Genomic DNA, 18,296 nt, shown 5'->3' with positions numbered 1-18,296 from the left:
CATGGCGGAGACCAACCCGCTGAAGGCCCACAACCTCCGTCCCGCCCCCGGTGCCAAGACCGCGAAGACCCGTGTCGGTCGTGGTGAGGCGTCGAAGGGTAAGACGGCCGGTCGTGGTACCAAGGGCACCAAGGCCCGTTACCAGGTTCCGCAGCGCTTCGAGGGTGGGCAGATGCCCCTCCACATGCGTCTGCCGAAGCTCAAGGGCTTCAAGAACCCGTTCCGCACCGAGTACCAGGTCGTGAACCTGGACAAGCTCACCGCGCTCTACCCGCAGGGTGGCGAGGTCACGGTGGCCGACCTGGTCGCCAAGGGTGCGGTTCGCAAGAACCAGCTCGTCAAGGTGCTCGGCACCGGCGAGATCACCGTGGCGCTGCAGGTGACGGTCGACGCCGTCTCCGGCTCCGCCAAGGAGAAGATCGCCGCTGCCGGCGGCACCGTCACCGAGCTCGTCTGAGACGACTCGATGGCATGAACATCCGATCGGGGATGCCTCCCAAAAGGGGCATCCCCGATTGGTCGTTCCTAGGGGGGCATGGTCGCCGGTAAGGTGGCGTGCACTGTCTAGGCTCCGTGCGGTATGCCCGCACGGGATTGATGACCGATACCCAATCGTCGAACCTCAAGACCGTCACCCTTGACGCATAGCGCGGGGGTCGCAGGAGGCACCGTGCTTACCGCGTTCGCCCGGGCGTTCAAGACGCCCGACCTGCGCAAGAAGCTGCTCTTCACGCTCGCCATCATCGTGCTGTACCGCCTCGGGGCCCACATCCCGGTCCCCGGCGTCAGCTACGAGGCCGTCCAGCAGTGTGTCAAGCAGGCCAGCGAGGGCAACAACAGCCTCTTCGGCCTGGTCAACATGTTCAGTGGCGGGGCGCTGCTCCAGATCACCATCTTCGCGCTCGGCATCATGCCGTACATCACGGCGAGCATCATCCTGCAGCTGCTGACCGTCGTGATCCCGCGCCTGGAAGCCCTCAAGAAGGAGGGCCAGTCGGGTACTGCCAAGATCACGCAGTACACCCGGTACCTGACGGTCGCCCTCGCCGTCCTGCAGGGCACCGGTCTCGTCGCCACCGCCAAGAGCGGTGCGCTGTTCAGTGGCTGCCGCGTCGCCGACCAGGTCGTGCCCGACCCGTCGATCTTCACGATCGCCACCATGGTCATCACGATGACCGCCGGCACCTGCATCGTCATGTGGCTCGGTGAGCTCATCACCGACCGTGGCATCGGCAACGGCATGTCGATCCTGATGTTCATCTCGATCGCCGCCGGCTTCCCGGGCGCCCTCTGGGCCATCAAGGAGAGCGGCAAGCTCGCCAAGGGCTGGATCGAGTTCGGCACCGTCATCCTCATCGGCTTCGTGATGGTGGCCCTCGTCGTCTTCGTCGAGCAGGCCCAGCGCCGCATCCCGGTGCAGTACGCGAAGCGCATGATCGGCCGGCGCTCCTACGGCGGTACGTCCACGTACATCCCGCTGAAGGTGAACCAGGCAGGTGTGATTCCTGTCATCTTCGCGTCGTCGCTGCTCTACATCCCGGCCTTGATCGCGCAGTTCTCGAACTCCACCGCAGGGTGGAAGACCTGGATCGAAGCCCACTTCGTCAAGGGTGACCACCCCTACTACATCGCGACGTACTTCCTCCTGATCGTGTTCTTCGCCTTCTTCTATGTGGCGATCTCGTTCAACCCCGAGGAAGTCGCGGACAACATGAAGAAGTATGGTGGCTTCATCCCGGGTATCCGGGCTGGTCGACCTACTGCCGAGTATCTGAGCTACGTGCTCAACCGGATCACTTGGCCGGGCTCGCTGTACTTGGGTCTGATCGCTCTTGTGCCGACGATGGCGTTGGCAGGCTTCGGTGGCGCCAATGCCAACTTCCCCTTCGGCGGGACGAGCATCCTCATCATCGTGGGTGTGGGGCTGGAGACCGTGAAGCAGATCGAGAGCCAGCTCCAGCAGCGCAATTACGAAGGGTTCCTCCGCTGATGCGAATCGTCCTCGTCGGACCGCCCGGTGCCGGCAAGGGAACGCAGGCCGCGTTCCTTGCCAAGAACCTGGACATCCCGCACATCTCCACGGGCGACCTGTTCCGCGCCAACATCTCCCAGGGCACGGAGCTCGGTCTCAAGGCCAAGGCGTTCATGGACGCCGGCGACCTGGTGCCCGACGAGGTGACCATCGGGATGGCCAAGGACCGGATGGAGCAGCCGGACGCCGTGAACGGCTTCCTGCTGGACGGGTTCCCCCGCAACGTGGCGCAGGCCGAGGCCCTGGACGTGGTCCTGAAGGCCGAGGACATGCAGCTCGACGCGGTGCTGGACCTGGAGGTCCCCGAGGACGAGGTCGTGAAGCGGATCGCGGGTCGCCGCATCTGCCGCAACGACAGCGCGCACGTCTTCCACGTGGAGTACAACGCTCCGAAGACCGAGGGTGTCTGCGACGCCTGCGGCGGCGAGCTGTACCAGCGCGCGGACGACTCCGAGGAGACGGTGCGCAAGCGCCTGGAGGTCTACCACACGCAGACCGAGCCGATCATCGACTACTACCGGGCGCAGAACCTGGTCGTGACGATCTCGGCGCTCGGCAAGGTGGACGAGGTCACCGCGAAGGCGATGGCCGCGCTCAAGAAGTAACCCCGGTTCGTCGATACGGCCGCGGTGCCCCTCAGGGGCGCCGCGGCCGTATCGTTGTTCTGTTCCCCGTACTCGATGGAAAGGCCGCGGCCACGATGGTGCAGATCAAGACCCCCGAGCAGATCGCGAAGATGCGCGAGGCGGGACTGGTCGTCGCCGCGATCCACGCGGCGACGCGTGAGGCCGCCGTGCCGGGCGCCACGACGAAGGACCTGGACGAGGTCGCGCGCAAGGTCATCGCCGACCACGGGGCGAAGTCGAACTTCCTCGGGTACGGCGGGTTCCCCGCGACGATCTGCACCTCGGTGAACGAGGTCGTCGTCCACGGCATCCCCGACGACAAGACCGTCCTCAAGGACGGCGACATCATCTCCATCGACGCCGGCGCCATCGTGGACGGCTGGCACGGTGACGCGGCCTACACGGCCTTCGTCGGCACCGGGCACGCGCCCGAGCTCGTCGAGCTCTCCCGGGTGACCGAGGAGTCCATGTGGGCCGGCATCGCCGCCATGCGGCTCGGCAACCGGCTGGTCGACATCTCGAAGGCGATCGAGACGTACATCAAGCGCCAGCCGCGTCCCGCCGTCGGCGACCACAGCCTGGGCCGCTACGGGATCATCGAGGACTACGGCGGCCACGGCATCGGCACCGAGATGCACATGGACCCGCACCTGCTGAACTACGTCTCCCGCAAGCGCGGCAAGGGCCCGAAGCTGGTCCCCGGCCTGTGCCTGGCGATCGAGCCGATGGTCTCCCTGGGCACCCCGCAGACGGAGGTCCTGAAGGACGACTGGACGGTCATCACGACGGACGGGACCTGGTCCTCGCACTGGGAGCACTCGATCGCGCTGACCGAGGAGGGCCCGCTGGTCCTCACGGCGGTCGACGGCGGCAAGGCCAAGCTGGCGGAGCTGGGCGTCACGGCGGCGCCGGACCCGCTGGCGTAGCGGACGCCGCTCCCGCCGGCGCGGCCCGACGACTCCGGTCGTCCAGGAGTACTCTTCGACATTTCTACGGCGTGGTGCCTTGCGTAAGGATCAGTCCGGGTGGGCAGACTTCCCGATTCGTCTTTTCCTGGGGCCTGACGTAGACTGATGCGTCGGCTCTCGTGTACCCGTGTGTCCGCATGCGGCGGCGAGAGTCGATCAAGGTAGCCGATTCGAAAGGCGAAGCGTGGCCAAGAAGCAAGGTGCCATCGAAATCGAGGGCACCGTGATCGAGTCCCTCCCGAACGCCATGTTCAAGGTGGAGCTCCAGAACGGTCACAAGGTCCTCGCGCACATCTCCGGCAAGATGCGGATGCACTACATCCGTATCCTTCCGGACGACCGGGTCGTCGTGGAGCTCTCTCCGTACGACCTGACGCGTGGCCGGATCGTCTACCGGTACAAGTAGATCTTGCCCGCACCCCGCCTTCGCGCGCGGGTGGTGGCACTGACCCGGAGAACCTCACACCCATGAAGGTCAAGCCGAGCGTCAAGAAGATCTGCGACAAGTGCAAGGTGATCCGCCGTCACGGCCGGGTCATGGTCATCTGCGACAACCTGCGCCACAAGCAGCGCCAGGGCTGACGCACGCCGACCGACCTGCATTTCGCAGTTCTTCGCGCGACGCATAGCAACACGTACATACGCAGAGCCCGTCGGGCCGTGTCCACACGGTTGACGGCACCTCCGGCGGGGGCCGGGGACCCGACCTGTACCTCATACGGCAGCCGGGAACGGTTCTGCAGCAGACCCCCGAGAACACAGGAGCCATTGAATGGCACGCGTTTCCGGTGTTGACATCCCGCGCGAAAAGCGTGTGGTGGTCGCACTCACCTACGTCTTCGGCATCGGGCGTACCCGGTCCGAGGAGATCCTCGCCGCGACCGGCGTGAACCCGTCCACCCGTGTCCGCGACCTTGCCGAGGAAGACCTCGTCAAGATCCGCGAGTACGTGGACGCCAACCTCCAGACCGAGGGTGACCTCCGCCGCGAGATCGCCGCCGACATCCGCCGCAAGGTCGAGATCGGCTGCTACCAGGGCCTTCGCCACCGTCGTGGCCTGCCCGTCCGCGGCCAGCGCACCAGCACGAACGCTCGTACCCGCAAGGGCCCGCGTCGCGCCATCGCCGGCAAGAAGAAGCCGGGCAAGAAGTAGTCCTCAGCGGACGCTTGACCAAGCGGTCTTCGCTGTAGGACCGACCACCTCCCGTAGGAGTTAGAGATGCCCCCCAAGGGTCGTCAGGGCGCTGCCAAGAAGGTGCGCCGCAAGGAAAAGAAGAACGTCGCTCACGGCCACGCGCACATCAAGAGCACGTTCAACAACACGATCGTCTCGATCACGGACCCCTCGGGCAACGTGATCTCCTGGGCCTCCGCCGGCCACGTCGGCTTCAAGGGCTCGCGCAAGTCCACCCCGTTCGCCGCGCAGATGGCCGCCGAGTCGGCCGCTCGCCGCGCGCAGGAGCACGGCATGCGCAAGGTCGACGTCTTCGTCAAGGGTCCGGGCTCCGGCCGCGAGACCGCGATCCGCTCCCTCCAGGCCACGGGCCTCGAGGTCGGTTCGATCCAGGACGTCACCCCCACGCCGCACAACGGCTGCCGTCCCCCCAAGCGCCGCCGCGTCTGACGCACGGCTGCTTGAGCCAGGACTTCGGGCGGTACGGCTCTTCGGACCGTGCCGCCCGTACCCTTGCAGTACGCAGCACTCCGTCGGGCGTCAAATAGTGGGCGTCCACGAATGAAGGATTGAACACATGCTTATCGCTCAGCGTCCTTCGCTGACCGAAGAGGTCGTCGACGAGTTCCGCTCCCGGTTCGTGATCGAGCCGCTGGAGCCGGGCTTCGGCTACACCCTCGGCAACTCCCTCCGCCGTACCCTCCTGTCCTCGATCCCGGGTGCCGCTGTCACCAGCATCCGCATCGACGGCGTCCTGCACGAGTTCACCACCGTGCCGGGCGTCAAGGAGGACGTGACCGACCTCATCCTCAACATCAAGCAGCTGGTCGTCTCCTCGGAGCACGACGAGCCGGTCGTGATGTACCTGCGCAAGCAGGGCCCGGGCCTGGTCACCGCCGCCGACATCGCGCCCCCGGCCGGTGTCGAGGTGCACAACCCCGACCTCGTCCTCGCCACGCTCAACGGCAAGGGCAAGCTGGAGATGGAGCTGACCGTCGAGCGCGGTCGCGGCTACGTCTCCGCCGTGCAGAACAAGCAGGCGGGCCAGGAGATCGGCCGCATCCCGGTCGACTCCATCTACTCCCCGGTGCTCAAGGTCACGTACAAGGTCGAGGCGACCCGTGTCGAGCAGCGCACCGACTTCGACAAGCTGATCGTCGACGTCGAGACCAAGCAGGCCATGCGCCCGCGCGACGCCATGGCGTCCGCCGGCAAGACCCTGGTCGAGCTGTTCGGTCTGGCGCGCGAGCTCAACATCGACGCCGAGGGCATCGACATGGGCCCGTCCCCCACGGACGCCGCCCTCGCCGCCGACCTGGCGCTGCCGATCGAGGAGCTCGAGCTCACCGTTCGTTCGTACAACTGCCTCAAGCGCGAGGGCATCCACTCCGTGGGTGAGCTCGTGGCGCGCTCCGAGGCCGACCTGCTCGACATCCGCAACTTCGGTGCGAAGTCGATCGACGAGGTCAAGGCGAAGCTGGCCGGTATGGGCCTCGCGCTGAAGGACTCGCCGCCCGGATTCGACCCGACCGCCGCGGCTGACGCCTTCGGCGCCGACGATGACGCGGATGCCGGGTTCGTGGAGACCGAGCAGTACTGAGAACTCGGGCCTCAGGGTCCGTACCCGGGTGCGGGAGCGCTGTGCTTGATCGCGCAGTTCCCCGCGCCCCTTCCGGGCGCCCCTTCGGGGCTGCCCGGATCTCCGACGGGTGACCGCCCGCTCGGACACTGACATCGGTACCTCATACGGCCGGTGCAGATCACAAGGAGAAACACCATGCCGCGTCCCGCGAAGGGTGCCCGCCTCGGCGGTTCCGCCGCGCACGAGAAGCTGCTCCTCGCCAACCTGGCGAAGTCGCTCTTCGAGCACGGCCGCATCACCACCACCGAGGCCAAGGCCCGTCGCCTGCGTCCGGTCGCCGAGCGCCTGATCACCAAGGCGAAGAAGGGCGACATCCACAACCGTCGCCTGGTGCTGCAGACGATCACCGACAAGGGCATCGTCCACACCCTCTTCACCGAGATCGCCCCGCGCTACTCCGAGCGCCCGGGTGGCTACACCCGCATCACCAAGATCGGCAACCGTCGTGGCGACAACGCCCCGATGGCCGTGATCGAGCTGGTCGAGGGCGAGATCGCCAAGAAGGCGACCGTCGCCGAGGCCGAGGCCGCCACCGTGCGCGCCGTCAAGGAGGCCGACGCGGCCGCCGAGGCTCCGGCCGAGGAGTCGAAGGACGCGTAAGCGTTCCGAGCGACTGTTCTCGTGTGCGGGCCCGTACCCCCTGGGGTGCGGGCCCGCCGCCGTGTTCCGACTGTTTCGAGAGGATGACTCCGCGTGAGCGATGACGTGCAGGACGGGTTCGTACGGGTGCGGCTTGACCTGTCGTACGACGGCAGGGACTTCTCCGGCTGGGCCAAGCAGTCCCAGGGGCAGCGGACCGTGCAGGGGGACATCGAGGCCGCGCTGCGGACCGTGACCCGCTCGTCGGAGACGTACGAGCTGACGGTGGCCGGCCGGACCGACTCGGGTGTGCACGCCCGCGGCCAGGTCGCGCACGTCGACCTGCCCGTCGAGCTGTGGGCCGAGCACCGCGACAAGCTGCTCAGGCGGCTCGCCGGGCGCCTCTCGCACGACGTCAGGGTCTGGTCCCTGACCGAGGCCCCCAGCGGCTTCAACGCCCGGTTCTCGGCGATCTGGCGCCGGTACGCCTACCGCGTCACCGACAACCCCGGTGGGGTCGACCCGCTGCAGCGGGGACACGTCCTCTGGCACGACTGGGCGCTCGACATGGACGCCATGAACGAGGCCGCCGCCGCGCTCGTCGGCGAGCACGACTTCGCCGCGTACTGCAAGCGCCGCGAGGGGGCCACCACCATCCGCACCCTCCAGGAGCTGCGGTGGGAGCGCCGCCCCGACGGGGTGATGGAGGCCACCGTCAAGGCGGACGCCTTCTGCCACAACATGGTCCGCTCGCTGGTCGGCGCCCTGCTCTTCGTCGGCGACGGGCACCGGCCCGTGGACTGGCCGGGCAAGGTGCTCGCGGCCGGCGTGCGGGACTCGGCCGTGCACGTCGTACGGCCGCACGGCCTCACCCTCGAAGAGGTCGGCTACCCGGCCGACGAGCTCCTGGCCGCCCGCAACCTGGAGGCCAGGAACAAGCGGTCACTCCCCGGGAGCGCCGGCTGCTGCTGAGGCCTGGGCGCGGCCGCGGGCGTAGATCTGGTTGAAGGCGAAGGTGCCCAGGTCGTCACTGGCCTGGAAGACCGGCTTGTCGGCCTTGGTGACCTTCCTGCCGTCGGAGAAGCCGGCCTGGGTGAAGTAGGCGTAGCGCCCGACCGAGTTCGAGCGGCGCAGGCAGACCGTGGCGCGGCAGAACTCGCGGACGCCCGACCCGGCCAGCGGGGCGATGCCGCCGGTGGCCTGGTTCTTCGCCTTCAGGGCGGCCGACTCCGAGGGGAAGACGGCGACGCCGACGGTGATCGCCACGCCGTCCCGCACGTAGGTCGCGCGGAGCACCCGCTGGCAGCCGTTCTTCTTGAGGACGGTGCCGAGGCCGCCCTGGGTGGCGGCCGCGCAGTCGGTCGTCGACGCGGTGGCGCCCTTGCCGTAGGGGCGCTTGTTCATCGTGAGCTTCTTGCCCGGGAAGAGGCCCTCCGCGGAGAGCGGGGCCTTGTCCTTCTTCGGGTCCGAGATGTAGTCCTTCGGGTTCGGCGGCGGAGGCGGCGCGACCGAGGAGAAGGTCGGCTCGGGGGTCGGTTCCGCGGTGGGGGAGACCGAGCCGGTCGGCACCCCGCCGTTCTTGGCCTCCTCGTTCTTCTTGCCGGAGGCCACCACGGCGGTGGCGACGATCGCGCCGACGACCAGGGCGGCGACCGCGCCGCCGCCGACGACCAGCCAGCGCTTGCGGCGGCTACGGGAGGCCGAGGCGTCGGCCAGGGCGCCCCAGTCGGGGGTCGTTCCGCCGCTCTGGGCGCCCGGGAAGGGGTCGGGCGCCGGGCCCTGGCCGGGCTGCTGCCCGTACCCCTGCGGCTGTCCCCAGCCCTGGCCGGGCTGCTGCCCGTACCCCTGCGGCTGTCCCCAGCCCTGGCCGGGCTGCTGCCCGTAGCCCTGCTGTCCGCCCTGCTGCGGCTGCTGCCCGTAGCCCTGCTGTCCGCCCTGCTGCGGCTGCTGCGGCCACTGCGGTCCCCCAAAGCTCATGCCGCGCATCCTAAACCGGTTGGGTCGAGGCGACGCGGGCGGTGACAATGCACCCCATGGGACATGTCGAGGCCGCGCATCTTGAGTACTACCTGCCCGACGGGAGGATCCTCCTCGGGGACGCCTCCTTCAGGGTCGGAGAGGGCGCCGTCGTCGCCCTCGTCGGGGCCAACGGCGCCGGGAAGACCACACTGCTCCGGCTGATCTCCGGGGAGCTCCAGCCGCACGGCGGCACCGTCAGGGTCAGCGGCGGCCTCGGGGTGATGCCGCAGTTCGTCGGCTCCGTGCGGGACGCGTCGACCGTGCGCGACCTGCTGGTCTCGGTGGCGCAGCCCCGGATCCGGGAGGCCGCGAAGGCCGTCGACGAGGCCGAGCACCTGATCATGACCGTCGACGACGAGGCCGCGCAGATGAAGTACGCGCAGGCCCTCAGCGACTGGGCCGAGGTGCAGGGGTACGAGGCCGAGACCCTCTGGGACATCTGCACCATGGCCGCGCTCGGCATGCCGTACGAGAAGGCGCAGTTCCGGGAGGTCCGGATGCTCTCCGGCGGTGAGCAGAAGCGGCTCGTCCTGGAGTCGCTGCTGCGCGGCTCCGACGAGGTGCTGCTCCTCGACGAGCCGGACAACTACCTCGACGTCCCCGGCAAGCGGTGGCTGGAGGAGCGGCTGCGGGAGACCCGCAAGACCGTCCTCTTCATCTCCCACGACCGGGAGCTGCTCTCCCGGGCCGCCCAGAAGATCGTCGCGGTCGAGCCCGGACCGGCCGGCTCGGACGTGTGGGTGCACGGCGGCGGCTTCGACACCTTCCACGAGGCGCGGCGCGAGCGGTTCGCGCGCTTCGAGGAGCTGAAGCGGCGCTGGGAGGAGAAGCACGCCCAGCTGAAGAAGCTCGTCGTGAACCTGCGGCAGGCGGCCGCGGTCAGCCACGACATGGCCTCGCGGTACGCGGCGGCGCAGACCCGGCTGCGGAAGTTCGAGGAGGCGGGACCGCCGCCGGAGCCGCCGCGGGAGCAGGAGATCACCATGCGGCTGCGCGGCGGCCGTACCGGCGTCCGGGCGGTGACCTGCGAGAACCTTGAGCTGACCGGGCTGATGAAGCCCTTCTCGCTGGAGATCTTCTACGGGGAGCGGGTCGGCGTCCTCGGCTCGAACGGCTCGGGCAAGTCGCACTTCCTGCGGCTGCTCGCGGGTGATCCGTCGGTCGCGCACACGGGCGACTGGAAGCTGGGCGCCCGGGTGGTCCCGGGGCACTTCGCCCAGACCCACGCGCATCCGGAGCTGGCCGGGCGGCCGCTGGTCGACATCCTGTGGACGGAGCACGCCAAGGACCGGGGCGGGGCGATGTCGATGCTGCGGCGGTACGAGCTGGAGCGGCAGGGCGACCAGTCGTTCGACAAGCTCTCGGGCGGGCAGCAGGCGCGGTTCCAGATCCTGCTCATGGAGCTGGCGGGCACGACGGCGCTGCTCCTGGACGAGCCGACGGACAACCTGGACCTGGAGTCGGCGGAGGCGCTGCAGGACGGCCTGGAGTCGTACGAGGGGACGGTGCTGGCGGTGACCCACGACCGCTGGTTCGCGAAGAGCTTCGACCGCTTCCTGGTCTTCGGCTCGGACGGCGTGGTGCGCGAGACGACGGAGCCGGTCTGGGACGAGCGGAGGGTCGACCGGGCGCGGTGACCTCGGGCGGTCGGCGTTCTGGGGCCCCCGGTGCGGGGGCCCCGGCGTTTTGACCCGTTGGGGGTGGCGCGGGTACTGTTGCCGTTTGTTATGCGTAGTGGCTTCGTCGTTGTCGGACGAACGGCCCTTACGCAGGTTCCCTGGAGCAGTTACCAGTGGCTCGCATACGGGCGGTGTCCCGGCAGTGCAGGCCCCAGCTGCATGATCGCTTCAGGTGTGTCTGGACTCCATCCACTGAAGAAGCGAAGGCTACGAAGTGCGTACGTACAGCCCCAAGCCCGGCGATGTCACTCGCCAGTGGCACATCATCGACGCGCAGGACATCGTCCTGGGCCGTCTGGCGACCACGGCTGCGAACCTCCTGCGAGGCAAGCACAAGCCCGTGTACGCGCCCCACATGGACATGGGCGACTTCGTCATCATCATCAACGCTGACAAGGTCCACCTGTCCGGCAACAAGAAGACCCAGAAGCTGGCGTACCGCCACTCCGGCTTCCCGGGTGGTCTGCGCTCCGTCCGTTACGACGAGCTGCTGGACAAGAACCCCGAGAAGGCCGTCGAGAAGGCCATCAAGGGCATGATCCCCAAGAACACCCTGGGCCGTCAGATGCTCTCGAAGCTGAAGGTCTACGCGGGCGAGAACCACCCGCACGCTGCTCAGCAGCCGGTCCCGTTCGAGATCACCCAGGTCGCGCAGTAGTTCCGGCCACACCCCCTAAGAACGAAAGAAATCTGAGGAGAATCGTGGCCGAGACCACCCCCGAGACCCCCGTCGACGAGTTCGAGGGCGTCGAGGAGTACACCACCGAGACCGAGCTCGTCGAGGGTGAGTACACCTCCGAGTCGCTCGCGTCCCGCTTCGGCGACCCGCAGCCGGCCGCCGGCCTGGGCCGTCGCAAGAACGCCATCGCCCGCGTCCGGATCGTTCCGGGCACCGGCAAGTGGAAGATCAACGGTCGCACCCTTGAGGACTACTTCCCCAACAAGGTGCACCAGCAGGAAGTCAACGAGCCCTTCAAGGTGCTCGAGCTCGACAACCGCTACGACGTCATCGCCCGCATCGCGGGTGGCGGTGTCTCCGGTCAGGCCGGCGCCCTGCGCCTCGGCGTGGCCCGTGCGCTGAACGAGGCGGACGTCGAGAACAACCGCCCGGCGCTGAAGAAGGCCGGCTTCCTCTCCCGCGACGACCGTGCGGTCGAGCGCAAGAAGGCCGGTCTCAAGAAGGCCCGTAAGGCTCCGCAGTACAGCAAGCGTTAATCGCCTGCTCGGTCTGCATGCGTACGCCCCGGCGGCACTGCCCGTGCCGTCGGGGCGTACGTTTTTTCATAACCCCCTTTTCTTTCATCAGCTTGGGCACGTATTTCTCGGAGGACAGCTGTGGGACGACTCTTCGGCACGGACGGCGTGCGCGGTGTGGCCAACGCGGACCTGACGGCGGAGCTCGCGCTCGGCCTGTCGGTCGCGGCGGCGCACGTGCTCGGCGAGGCGGGCACCTTCGAGGGCCATCGGCCCACCGCGGTGGTCGGCCGTGACCCCCGCGCGTCCGGAGAGTTCCTGGAGGCCGCCGTCGTGGCGGGCCTCGCCAGCGCCGGCGTGGACGTGCTGCGCGTCGGGGTGCTGCCGACCCCGGCCGTCGCGCACCTCACCGGTGTCCTCGGCGCCGACCTCGGCGTGATGCTCTCCGCCAGCCACAACGCCATGCCCGACAACGGCATCAAGTTCTTCGCCCGCGGCGGGCACAAGCTCGCCGACGAGCTGGAGGACAAGATCGAGGCCGTGTACGAGGAGCACCGCACGGGCGCCCCCTGGGAGCGTCCGACCGGTGCCGGCGTCGGCCGGGTCCGGGACTACGAGGAGGGCTTCGAGACCTACGTCGCCCACCTCATCGCCGTCCTCCCGAACCGTCTCGACGGCCTCAAGATCGTCCTCGACGAGGCCCACGGCGCCGCCGCCCGCGTCTCGCCCGCCGCCTTCGCCCGGGCGGGCGCCGAGGTCGTCACCATCGGTGCCGACCCAGACGGCCTCAACATCAACGACGGCTGCGGCTCCACCCACCTCGGGCTGCTCAAGGCCGCGGTCGTCGAGCACGGCGCCGACCTGGGCATCGCGCACGACGGCGACGCCGACCGCTGCCTCGCGGTGGACGCGGCGGGCAACGAGGTCGACGGCGACCAGATCCTCGCCGTGCTCGCGCTCGCGATGCGCGAGTCGGGCGCGCTGCGCGGGGACACCGTCGTGGCGACCGTGATGTCCAACCTGGGCTTCAAGCTCGCCATGGAGCGCGAGGGCCTGAACCTCGTGCAGACCGCGGTCGGCGACCGGTACGTCCTGGAGTCCATGAAGGAGCACGGCTTCGCGCTCGGCGGCGAGCAGTCGGGGCACGTGATCGTGCTCGACCACGCCACCACCGGTGACGGCACCCTCACCGGTCTCATGCTGGCCGCCCGGCTCGCCGCCACCGGCAAGTCGCTCGCGGACCTGGCCGGGGTGATGGAGCGGCTGCCGCAGATCCTCATCAACGTCCCCGACGTCGACAAGTCCCGGGTGAAGACCTCCGGCGACCTCGCCGCCGCGGTCACCTCCGCCGAGCAGGAGCTCGGCTCCACCGGCCGTGTCCTGCTCCGCCCCTCCGGCACCGAGCCGCTGGTCCGGGTCATGGTCGAGGCCGCGGACATCGAGCAGGCGCGCGCGGTCGCGCAGCGTCTCGCGGACGTCGTGAAGTCGGCGCTGGGCTAGCCTTCCTGAGGCATCGTCATGCAGGACGGGGCCCCCACCGCACGTCGGTGGGGGCCCTCGTTCGTCCCGCCGGCTTCCCGTCCCCCCGGACCCGGTCCGTCAGACGCGGGGAACCGTGCGGCGGCCCGCGCGGCGCCAGCGTCCGCGCTGGGTGCGCCAGAGGAGCTTCTGCGCGTAGAGGGTCAGGATCCCGGCCAGCATGATGCCGAGGAGGTTGAGCAGGAGCTGCTCGGTCGAGCCCCACATCTGGCCGAACTCGCCGTAGCTGAGGGCCACGGCCGCGTTCGCGCCCGCCGGGACCGTCGTGACCGAGATGGCCACGCCGACCAGGGCGCCGGACTTGGCGGAGGTCAGGGACAGGGTGCCGGCCACGCCCGCGAGCACCGCCACGACGAAGGAGAACGGGTCCGGCTGCCAGATGAAGCCGGTGTTGGGACGTTCGCCGTCGAGGAGGCTCTCGCTGAACAGGTCGAGTGCGTCCATGCCCAGACTGAACACCGTGGTCGCCGCGATCGCCGCCGCGAAGCCGACGAGCAGCGCCGTCAGCGAGCGGGCCGCCAGCCTCGGCTCGCGCCGCACCACCGCGGTGCAGACCCCGGCGAGCGGGCCGAACTCGGGGCCGACGGCCATGGCACCGACGATCAGGACGGCGTTGTCGAGGACGACACCGCAGGCCGCGATCATCGTGGCGAGGATCATGAACGCGCTGTACGTGATCGAGAGCGTCGACTCCTCGTGGGTCGCGCCCGTCAGCTGCTCCCAGATGACCGCGTCCGCCGGCTCCCCGGGGGCCTCCTTCTCGGCCCGGTCGGCGCGGGTGGAGAGGGAGAGGTCGATGTCCTCGACCGCGATGGAGCCGTCCTGGTCGATCTTCAGCGCGCGCAGGCCCTTGAGGAGTTCGTCGCCGGCCTCGCGGGCCACGTCGCACATGACGACGTCGCCCGCGGGGTCGCGGGCCGCGCCCGGCAGGACCACCACGTGGGTGGTGCCGACCGTCGACTCGATCACCTCGACCGCGGCCCGGGTGCGGTCGGGTGGAACGATCATCCGGAGATGCAGCATCCTCAGAGCTTACGGAGGCTCAGCCGCTGCACCTTGTGGTCGGGTCCCTTGCGGACGACGAGAGTCGCCCGGCCGCGGGTCGGGGCCACGTTCTCCAGGAGGTTCACCTTGTTGATGGTCCGCCACATGGTGCGCGCGTAGTCGAGGGCCTCCTCCTCGGAGACCTGCGTGTAGCGCTGGAAGTACGAGTCGGGGTTCTGGAAGGCGGTGTCGCGCAGCTTGCGGAAGCGGTTGAGGTACCAGCGCTCGATGTCCTCCGGGCGCGCGTCCACGTACACCGAGAAGTCGAAGTAGTCGGCGAGGCCGACGCGGGTGCGGCCGTCCTTCCCGGGCAGGGCCGGCTGGAGGACGTTCAGCCCCTCGACGATGAGGATGTCGGGGCGGCGGACGACGAGGCGCTCGCCCGGGACGCGGTCGTAGATGAGGTGCGAGTAGACCGGGGCGGTCACCTCGTCCTTGCCCGCCTTGATGTCCGCGACGAACCGGGTCAGGGCCCGGCGGTCGTAGGACTCCGGGAAGCCCTTCCGGGACATCAGGCCGCGGGCCTTGAGCTCCTCCATCGGGTAGAGGAAGGCGTCCGTGGTGACCAGCTCCACGCGCGGGTGCTCCGGCCAGCGCGCGAGGAGGGCCTGAAGGAGGCGGGAGACCGTCGACTTGCCGACGGCGACCGAGCCGGCGACTCCTATGACGAAGGGGGTGCCGCGCTGCTCGGCGCTCTCGCCGAGGAAGGTGTTCAGCGCGCCGCGCAGTCCGCTCGTGGCCTGCACGTAGAGGTTGAGCAGGCGGGAGAGGGGGAGGTAGATGTCCCGCACCTCGTCCAGGTCGATGACGTCACCGAAGCCGCGGAGCCGCTCGACCTCCTCGGCGGTGAGGGGGAGCGGGGTCTTGTCGCGCAGGGCGCTCCACTCGGCGCGGGTGAGGTCGACGTAGGGCGTCGTGCCGTTGGCGCTTCGTGGCGGCGAAGTGATCACCCCGCCATTGTCGGGGGTCGCACGGCTCCGTGGGCGGTGGACGGCCGTGGGGTGGGTCACGCAAAAGCGGTTGTCGTGCCGCCGTCGGGAGGCCATGCTGCTTGACGCCGCGTGGGCCGTCGATCGTCACGCGGGGGGAGCCGCCCGGGGGGCGGCACGACGAGAACACGAAGAGAAGCAGAGAGCCACCACCATGCGTACGTCCATGCGAAGCGCCGCCGTCGCGGCCACCGCCGTCTCCCTCGCCCTGCTCGTCACCGCCTGCGGTGGCGGGGAGAAGGGCGGCGAGACGGGGGACAAGGGCGCCACCGGTGCACCCGGTGCCTCCGCCACCAGCGCGCCCGCGGCCGAGGTGCTGTCGGCCGCCGAGCTGGACAAGCTGATCGTGGCGACCGCCGACGTCAAGGGCCACCAGGTGACGAAGACCGACGACGGGGACGTCGTCCCGGCGGCCTCGGTCACCGCAGACCAGGCGGCCTGCACGCCGATCGCCCACGCCATGTCCTTCATCTCGCCCGGCTCGCCCGCCGCGTCGGCGGGGCGCAAGGTCATCGAGGAGCCGAAGAAGGACGCGTCGGCCTCGCCCGAGGACGCGCTCCTCGGCGGCCTCGGCGGCCGCGTCACGGCGGTCACGCTCGGCTCGTACGACGGGCAGGGCGCGCAGGAGGCCTTCGCCTCGGTGAAGAAGGCCGGGGCGGAGTGCGCCGGCGGCTTCCAGGTCGTCCACCTCAAGGAGAAGACGAAGGTCGCCAAGGTCGCTCCGGAGACCGTCACGGCGGGTGAGGAGGCCGTGGCCTTCACCGTCACCTCCGACATGGAGGGGCAGCCGTTCGTCAGCAAGCTCGTCGTCTTCCGCCAGGGCAACACGCTCGCGTCGTTCTCGACGATCAGCCTCATCCCGGGCGGGGTCAAGGAGCTGCCGCAGGTTGTCATCGACGCGCAGGCGGCCAAGCTGTCCTGAACTGCGGCCCTTCGGGCGTCTTCGGCCGTAGGCTGCCGCCATGTGCGGAATCGTGGGATACGTCGGCGGGCAGTCGGCGCTTGATGTGGTGGTCGCGGGCCTCAAGCGGCTCGAATACCGGGGCTACGACTCGGCCGGTGTCGCGGTGCTCTCCGACGGAGGGCTGGCCGCGGCGAAGAAGGCGGGCAAGCTCGTCAACCTGGAGAAGGAGCTCGTGGACCGGCCGCTGGCCGGCGGGTCCGTGGGCATCGGACACACCCGCTGGGCCACGCATGGCGGGCCGACCGACGCCAACGCGCACCCCCATCTGGACAACGCCGGGCGCGTCGCCGTCGTTCACAACGGCATCATCGAGAACTTCGCCGCCCTCCGCGGCGAGCTGGCCGAGCGCGGCCACGACCTGCAGTCCGACACGGACACGGAGGTCGTGGCCCACCTCGTGGCCGAGGAGTTCTCCTCCGCCGGGGACCTCGCGGAGGCCATGCGGCTGGTGTGCCGGCGGCTCGACGGGGCGTTCACGCTGGTCGCGGTGCACGCCGACCAGCCGGACGTGGTCGTCGGAGCCCGCCGGAACTCGCCGCTCGTGGTCGGGGTCGGCGAGGGCGAGAACTTCCTCGCCTCCGACGTGTCCGCGTTCATCGCCCACACCCGCTCGGCCATCGAACTCGGTCAGGACCAGGTCGTCGAGCTGACCCGGGACGGGGTCACCGTCACCGACTTCGACGGGGCGCCCGCCGAGGTCCGCGCCTTCCACATCGACTGGGACGCCTCCGCCGCCGAGAAGGGCGGCTACGACTACTTCATGCTCAAGGAGATCGCCGAGCAGCCGAAGGCCGTCGCCGACACCCTCCTCGGCCGGATCGACGGGACGGGCCGGCTCACCCTCGACGAGGTGCGCATCCCCGACGCGGTGCTCCGCGAGGCAGACAAGATCGTCATCATCGCCTGCGGCACCGCCTTCCACGCCGGCCTCATCGCGAAGTACGCCATCGAGCACTGGACCCGCATCCCCTGCGAGGTCGAGCTCGCCAGCGAGTTCCGCTACCGGGACCCGATCCTCGGCCAGCGGACCCTCGTCATCGCGATCTCCCAGTCGGGCGAGACGATGGACACGCTGATGGCGCTGCGGCACGCGCGCGAGCAGGGCGCGAAGGTGCTCGCCGTCTGCAACACCAACGGGTCGACGATCCCGCGCGAGTCCGACGCCGTGCTCTACACCCATGCCGGGCCCGAGGTCGCGGTCGCCTCCACCAAGGCCTTCCTCACCCAGCTCGTCGCCTGCTACCTCCTCGCGCTCTACCTCGGGCAGGTGCGCGGCACCAAGTGGGGCGACGAGATCCACGCCGTGGTCCGCGAGCTCGCCCGGATCGGTGACGAGGTGGAGCGGGTCCTGGAGACCATGGAGCCCGTGCGGGCCCTCGCCCGCTCGCTCGCCCACAAGAACACCGTCCTGTTCCTCGGCCGGCACGTCGGGTACCCGGTCGCGCTGGAGGGCGCCCTGAAGCTCAAGGAACTGGCGTACATGCACGCCGAGGGCTTCGCCGCCGGAGAGCTCAAGCACGGGCCGATCGCGCTCATCGAGGAGGACATGCCCGTCGTCGTGGTCGTGCCCTCGCCGAAGGGCCGCTCGGTTCTGCACGACAAGATCGTCTCCAACATCCAGGAGATCCGGGCCCGCGGCGCCCGCACCATCGTGATCGCCGAGGAGGGCGACGAGGCGGTCGTCCCGTACGCCGACCACCTCGTCCGCATCCCCGCGACGCCTACGCTGCTCCAGCCGCTGGTCTCCACGGTGCCGCTCCAGGTCTTCGCCTGCGAGCTCGCCACCGCGCGGGGCAACGAGGTCGACCAGCCGCGCAACCTGGCGAAGTCCGTGACCGTGGAGTGAG

At 69.4% G+C, this 18,296-nt stretch carries 20 protein-coding genes; 17 read left to right on the top strand and 3 right to left on the bottom strand.

The window, feature by feature from the left end:
- The first annotated feature begins 1 nt into the window (after position 1).
- The 11 genes from rplO to truA all read left to right on the top strand — a co-directional run bounded on the left by rplO (position 2) and on the right by truA (position 7,993).
- The gene (gene rplO / locus ACY0MR_RS15260) at positions 2 to 457 is read left to right on the top strand and encodes a 50S ribosomal protein L15 (protein ID WP_030318646.1); all 456 of its coding nucleotides are present in this window, start codon (positions 2 to 4) and stop codon (positions 455 to 457) included.
- A gap of 213 nt (positions 458 to 670) precedes the next feature.
- Positions 671 to 1,990 (top strand): preprotein translocase subunit SecY, encoded by a 1,320-nt coding sequence (gene secY / locus ACY0MR_RS15255; protein ID WP_030318644.1) that lies wholly within the window; start codon positions 671 to 673, stop codon positions 1,988 to 1,990.
- A complete protein-coding gene (locus tag ACY0MR_RS15250; protein ID WP_055598862.1) occupies positions 1,990 to 2,637 on the top strand; it encodes an adenylate kinase in 648 nt (215 codons plus the stop codon). Before secY ends, ACY0MR_RS15250 begins: the two co-directional genes overlap by 1 nt.
- 95 nt (positions 2,638 to 2,732) lie before the next feature.
- On the top strand, positions 2,733 to 3,584 hold the full coding sequence (map, locus tag ACY0MR_RS15245) for a type I methionyl aminopeptidase (RefSeq protein ID WP_030318640.1): 852 nt from the start codon (positions 2,733 to 2,735) through the stop codon (positions 3,582 to 3,584).
- A gap of 226 nt (positions 3,585 to 3,810) precedes the next feature.
- On the top strand, positions 3,811 to 4,032 hold the full coding sequence (gene infA, locus ACY0MR_RS15240) for a translation initiation factor IF-1 (RefSeq protein WP_003956442.1): 222 nt from the start codon (positions 3,811 to 3,813) through the stop codon (positions 4,030 to 4,032).
- Between the two features lie 62 nt (positions 4,033 to 4,094).
- The gene (rpmJ, locus tag ACY0MR_RS15235; RefSeq protein ID WP_003956441.1) at positions 4,095 to 4,208 is read left to right on the top strand and encodes a 50S ribosomal protein L36; all 114 of its coding nucleotides are present in this window, start codon (positions 4,095 to 4,097) and stop codon (positions 4,206 to 4,208) included.
- A gap of 190 nt (positions 4,209 to 4,398) precedes the next feature.
- Entirely contained in the window at positions 4,399 to 4,779 is a 381-nt protein-coding gene (gene rpsM, locus ACY0MR_RS15230) for a 30S ribosomal protein S13 (protein WP_015035595.1), read from the top strand.
- 66 nt (positions 4,780 to 4,845) lie between these two features.
- Positions 4,846 to 5,250, top strand: a complete 405-nt coding sequence (gene rpsK / locus ACY0MR_RS15225) for a 30S ribosomal protein S11 (protein ID WP_003956432.1) — start codon at positions 4,846 to 4,848, stop codon at positions 5,248 to 5,250.
- 127 nt (positions 5,251 to 5,377) lie between these two features.
- Positions 5,378 to 6,400 carry a DNA-directed RNA polymerase subunit alpha gene (locus tag ACY0MR_RS15220; protein WP_024755423.1) on the top strand — a complete coding sequence of 341 codons (1,023 nt, stop codon included), beginning with the start codon at positions 5,378 to 5,380 and terminating at the stop codon, positions 6,398 to 6,400.
- Between the two features lie 177 nt (positions 6,401 to 6,577).
- Complete coding sequence (gene rplQ / locus ACY0MR_RS15215; protein ID WP_015035596.1) at positions 6,578 to 7,042, top strand: 50S ribosomal protein L17; 465 nt, start codon at positions 6,578 to 6,580, stop codon at positions 7,040 to 7,042.
- 93 nt (positions 7,043 to 7,135) lie between these two features.
- A complete protein-coding gene (gene truA / locus ACY0MR_RS15210; protein ID WP_473561179.1) occupies positions 7,136 to 7,993 on the top strand; it encodes a tRNA pseudouridine(38-40) synthase TruA in 858 nt (285 codons plus the stop codon).
- Here truA and ACY0MR_RS15205 read toward each other — a convergent pair.
- Positions 7,964 to 8,998, bottom strand: coding sequence for a hypothetical protein (locus tag ACY0MR_RS15205; RefSeq protein ID WP_473561177.1), 1,035 nt, complete (start codon positions 8,996 to 8,998; stop codon positions 7,964 to 7,966). The two genes, truA and ACY0MR_RS15205, sit on opposite strands and share 30 nt — an antisense overlap.
- A 56-nt stretch (positions 8,999 to 9,054) precedes the next feature.
- On the opposite strand from ACY0MR_RS15205, the gene ACY0MR_RS15200 reads away from it, so the two are divergent.
- From ACY0MR_RS15200 to glmM, 4 genes are all read left to right on the top strand, one after another.
- Positions 9,055 to 10,677, top strand: a complete 1,623-nt coding sequence (locus ACY0MR_RS15200) for an ABC-F family ATP-binding cassette domain-containing protein (RefSeq protein WP_473561175.1) — start codon at positions 9,055 to 9,057, stop codon at positions 10,675 to 10,677.
- A 256-nt stretch (positions 10,678 to 10,933) separates the two neighbouring features.
- Positions 10,934 to 11,377, top strand: coding sequence for a 50S ribosomal protein L13 (gene rplM / locus ACY0MR_RS15195; RefSeq protein WP_055641831.1), 444 nt, complete (start codon positions 10,934 to 10,936; stop codon positions 11,375 to 11,377).
- 44 nt (positions 11,378 to 11,421) lie between these two features.
- Positions 11,422 to 11,934 carry a 30S ribosomal protein S9 gene (gene rpsI, locus ACY0MR_RS15190; protein ID WP_015035601.1) on the top strand — a complete coding sequence of 171 codons (513 nt, stop codon included), beginning with the start codon at positions 11,422 to 11,424 and terminating at the stop codon, positions 11,932 to 11,934.
- A 120-nt stretch (positions 11,935 to 12,054) separates the two neighbouring features.
- Positions 12,055 to 13,413: a phosphoglucosamine mutase gene (gene glmM, locus ACY0MR_RS15185; RefSeq protein WP_388792723.1), complete on the top strand. Its 1,359-nt coding sequence runs from the start codon at positions 12,055 to 12,057 to the stop codon at positions 13,411 to 13,413.
- Positions 13,414 to 13,512: 99 nt separating this feature from the next.
- Here the strand turns inward: glmM and ACY0MR_RS15180 are convergent, their stop codons facing one another.
- Both ACY0MR_RS15180 and coaA read right to left on the bottom strand, forming a co-directional pair.
- On the bottom strand, positions 13,513 to 14,475 hold the full coding sequence (locus ACY0MR_RS15180; RefSeq protein ID WP_388792725.1) for a DUF389 domain-containing protein: 963 nt from the start codon (positions 14,473 to 14,475) through the stop codon (positions 13,513 to 13,515).
- A 2-nt stretch (positions 14,476 to 14,477) separates the two neighbouring features.
- A complete protein-coding gene (gene coaA, locus ACY0MR_RS15175) occupies positions 14,478 to 15,446 on the bottom strand; it encodes a type I pantothenate kinase (protein ID WP_361847329.1) in 969 nt (322 codons plus the stop codon).
- Between the two features lie 205 nt (positions 15,447 to 15,651).
- Here coaA and ACY0MR_RS15170 point away from each other — a divergent pair, with 205 nt between their 5' ends.
- Together ACY0MR_RS15170 and glmS are read left to right on the top strand one after the other, a co-directional pair.
- The gene (locus ACY0MR_RS15170) at positions 15,652 to 16,407 is read left to right on the top strand and encodes a hypothetical protein (RefSeq protein WP_473561171.1); all 756 of its coding nucleotides are present in this window, start codon (positions 15,652 to 15,654) and stop codon (positions 16,405 to 16,407) included.
- A gap of 40 nt (positions 16,408 to 16,447) precedes the next feature.
- Positions 16,448 to 18,295 carry a glutamine--fructose-6-phosphate transaminase (isomerizing) gene (gene glmS / locus ACY0MR_RS15165; protein ID WP_361847323.1) on the top strand — a complete coding sequence of 616 codons (1,848 nt, stop codon included), beginning with the start codon at positions 16,448 to 16,450 and terminating at the stop codon, positions 18,293 to 18,295.
- Position 18,296: the final 1 nt, after the last annotated feature.

It is taken from the genome of Streptomyces sp. JN8 (assembly GCF_055808075.1).
The sequence above is the reverse complement of the archived record's forward strand: the minus strand, read 5'-3'. Positions and strand labels throughout refer to the sequence as shown.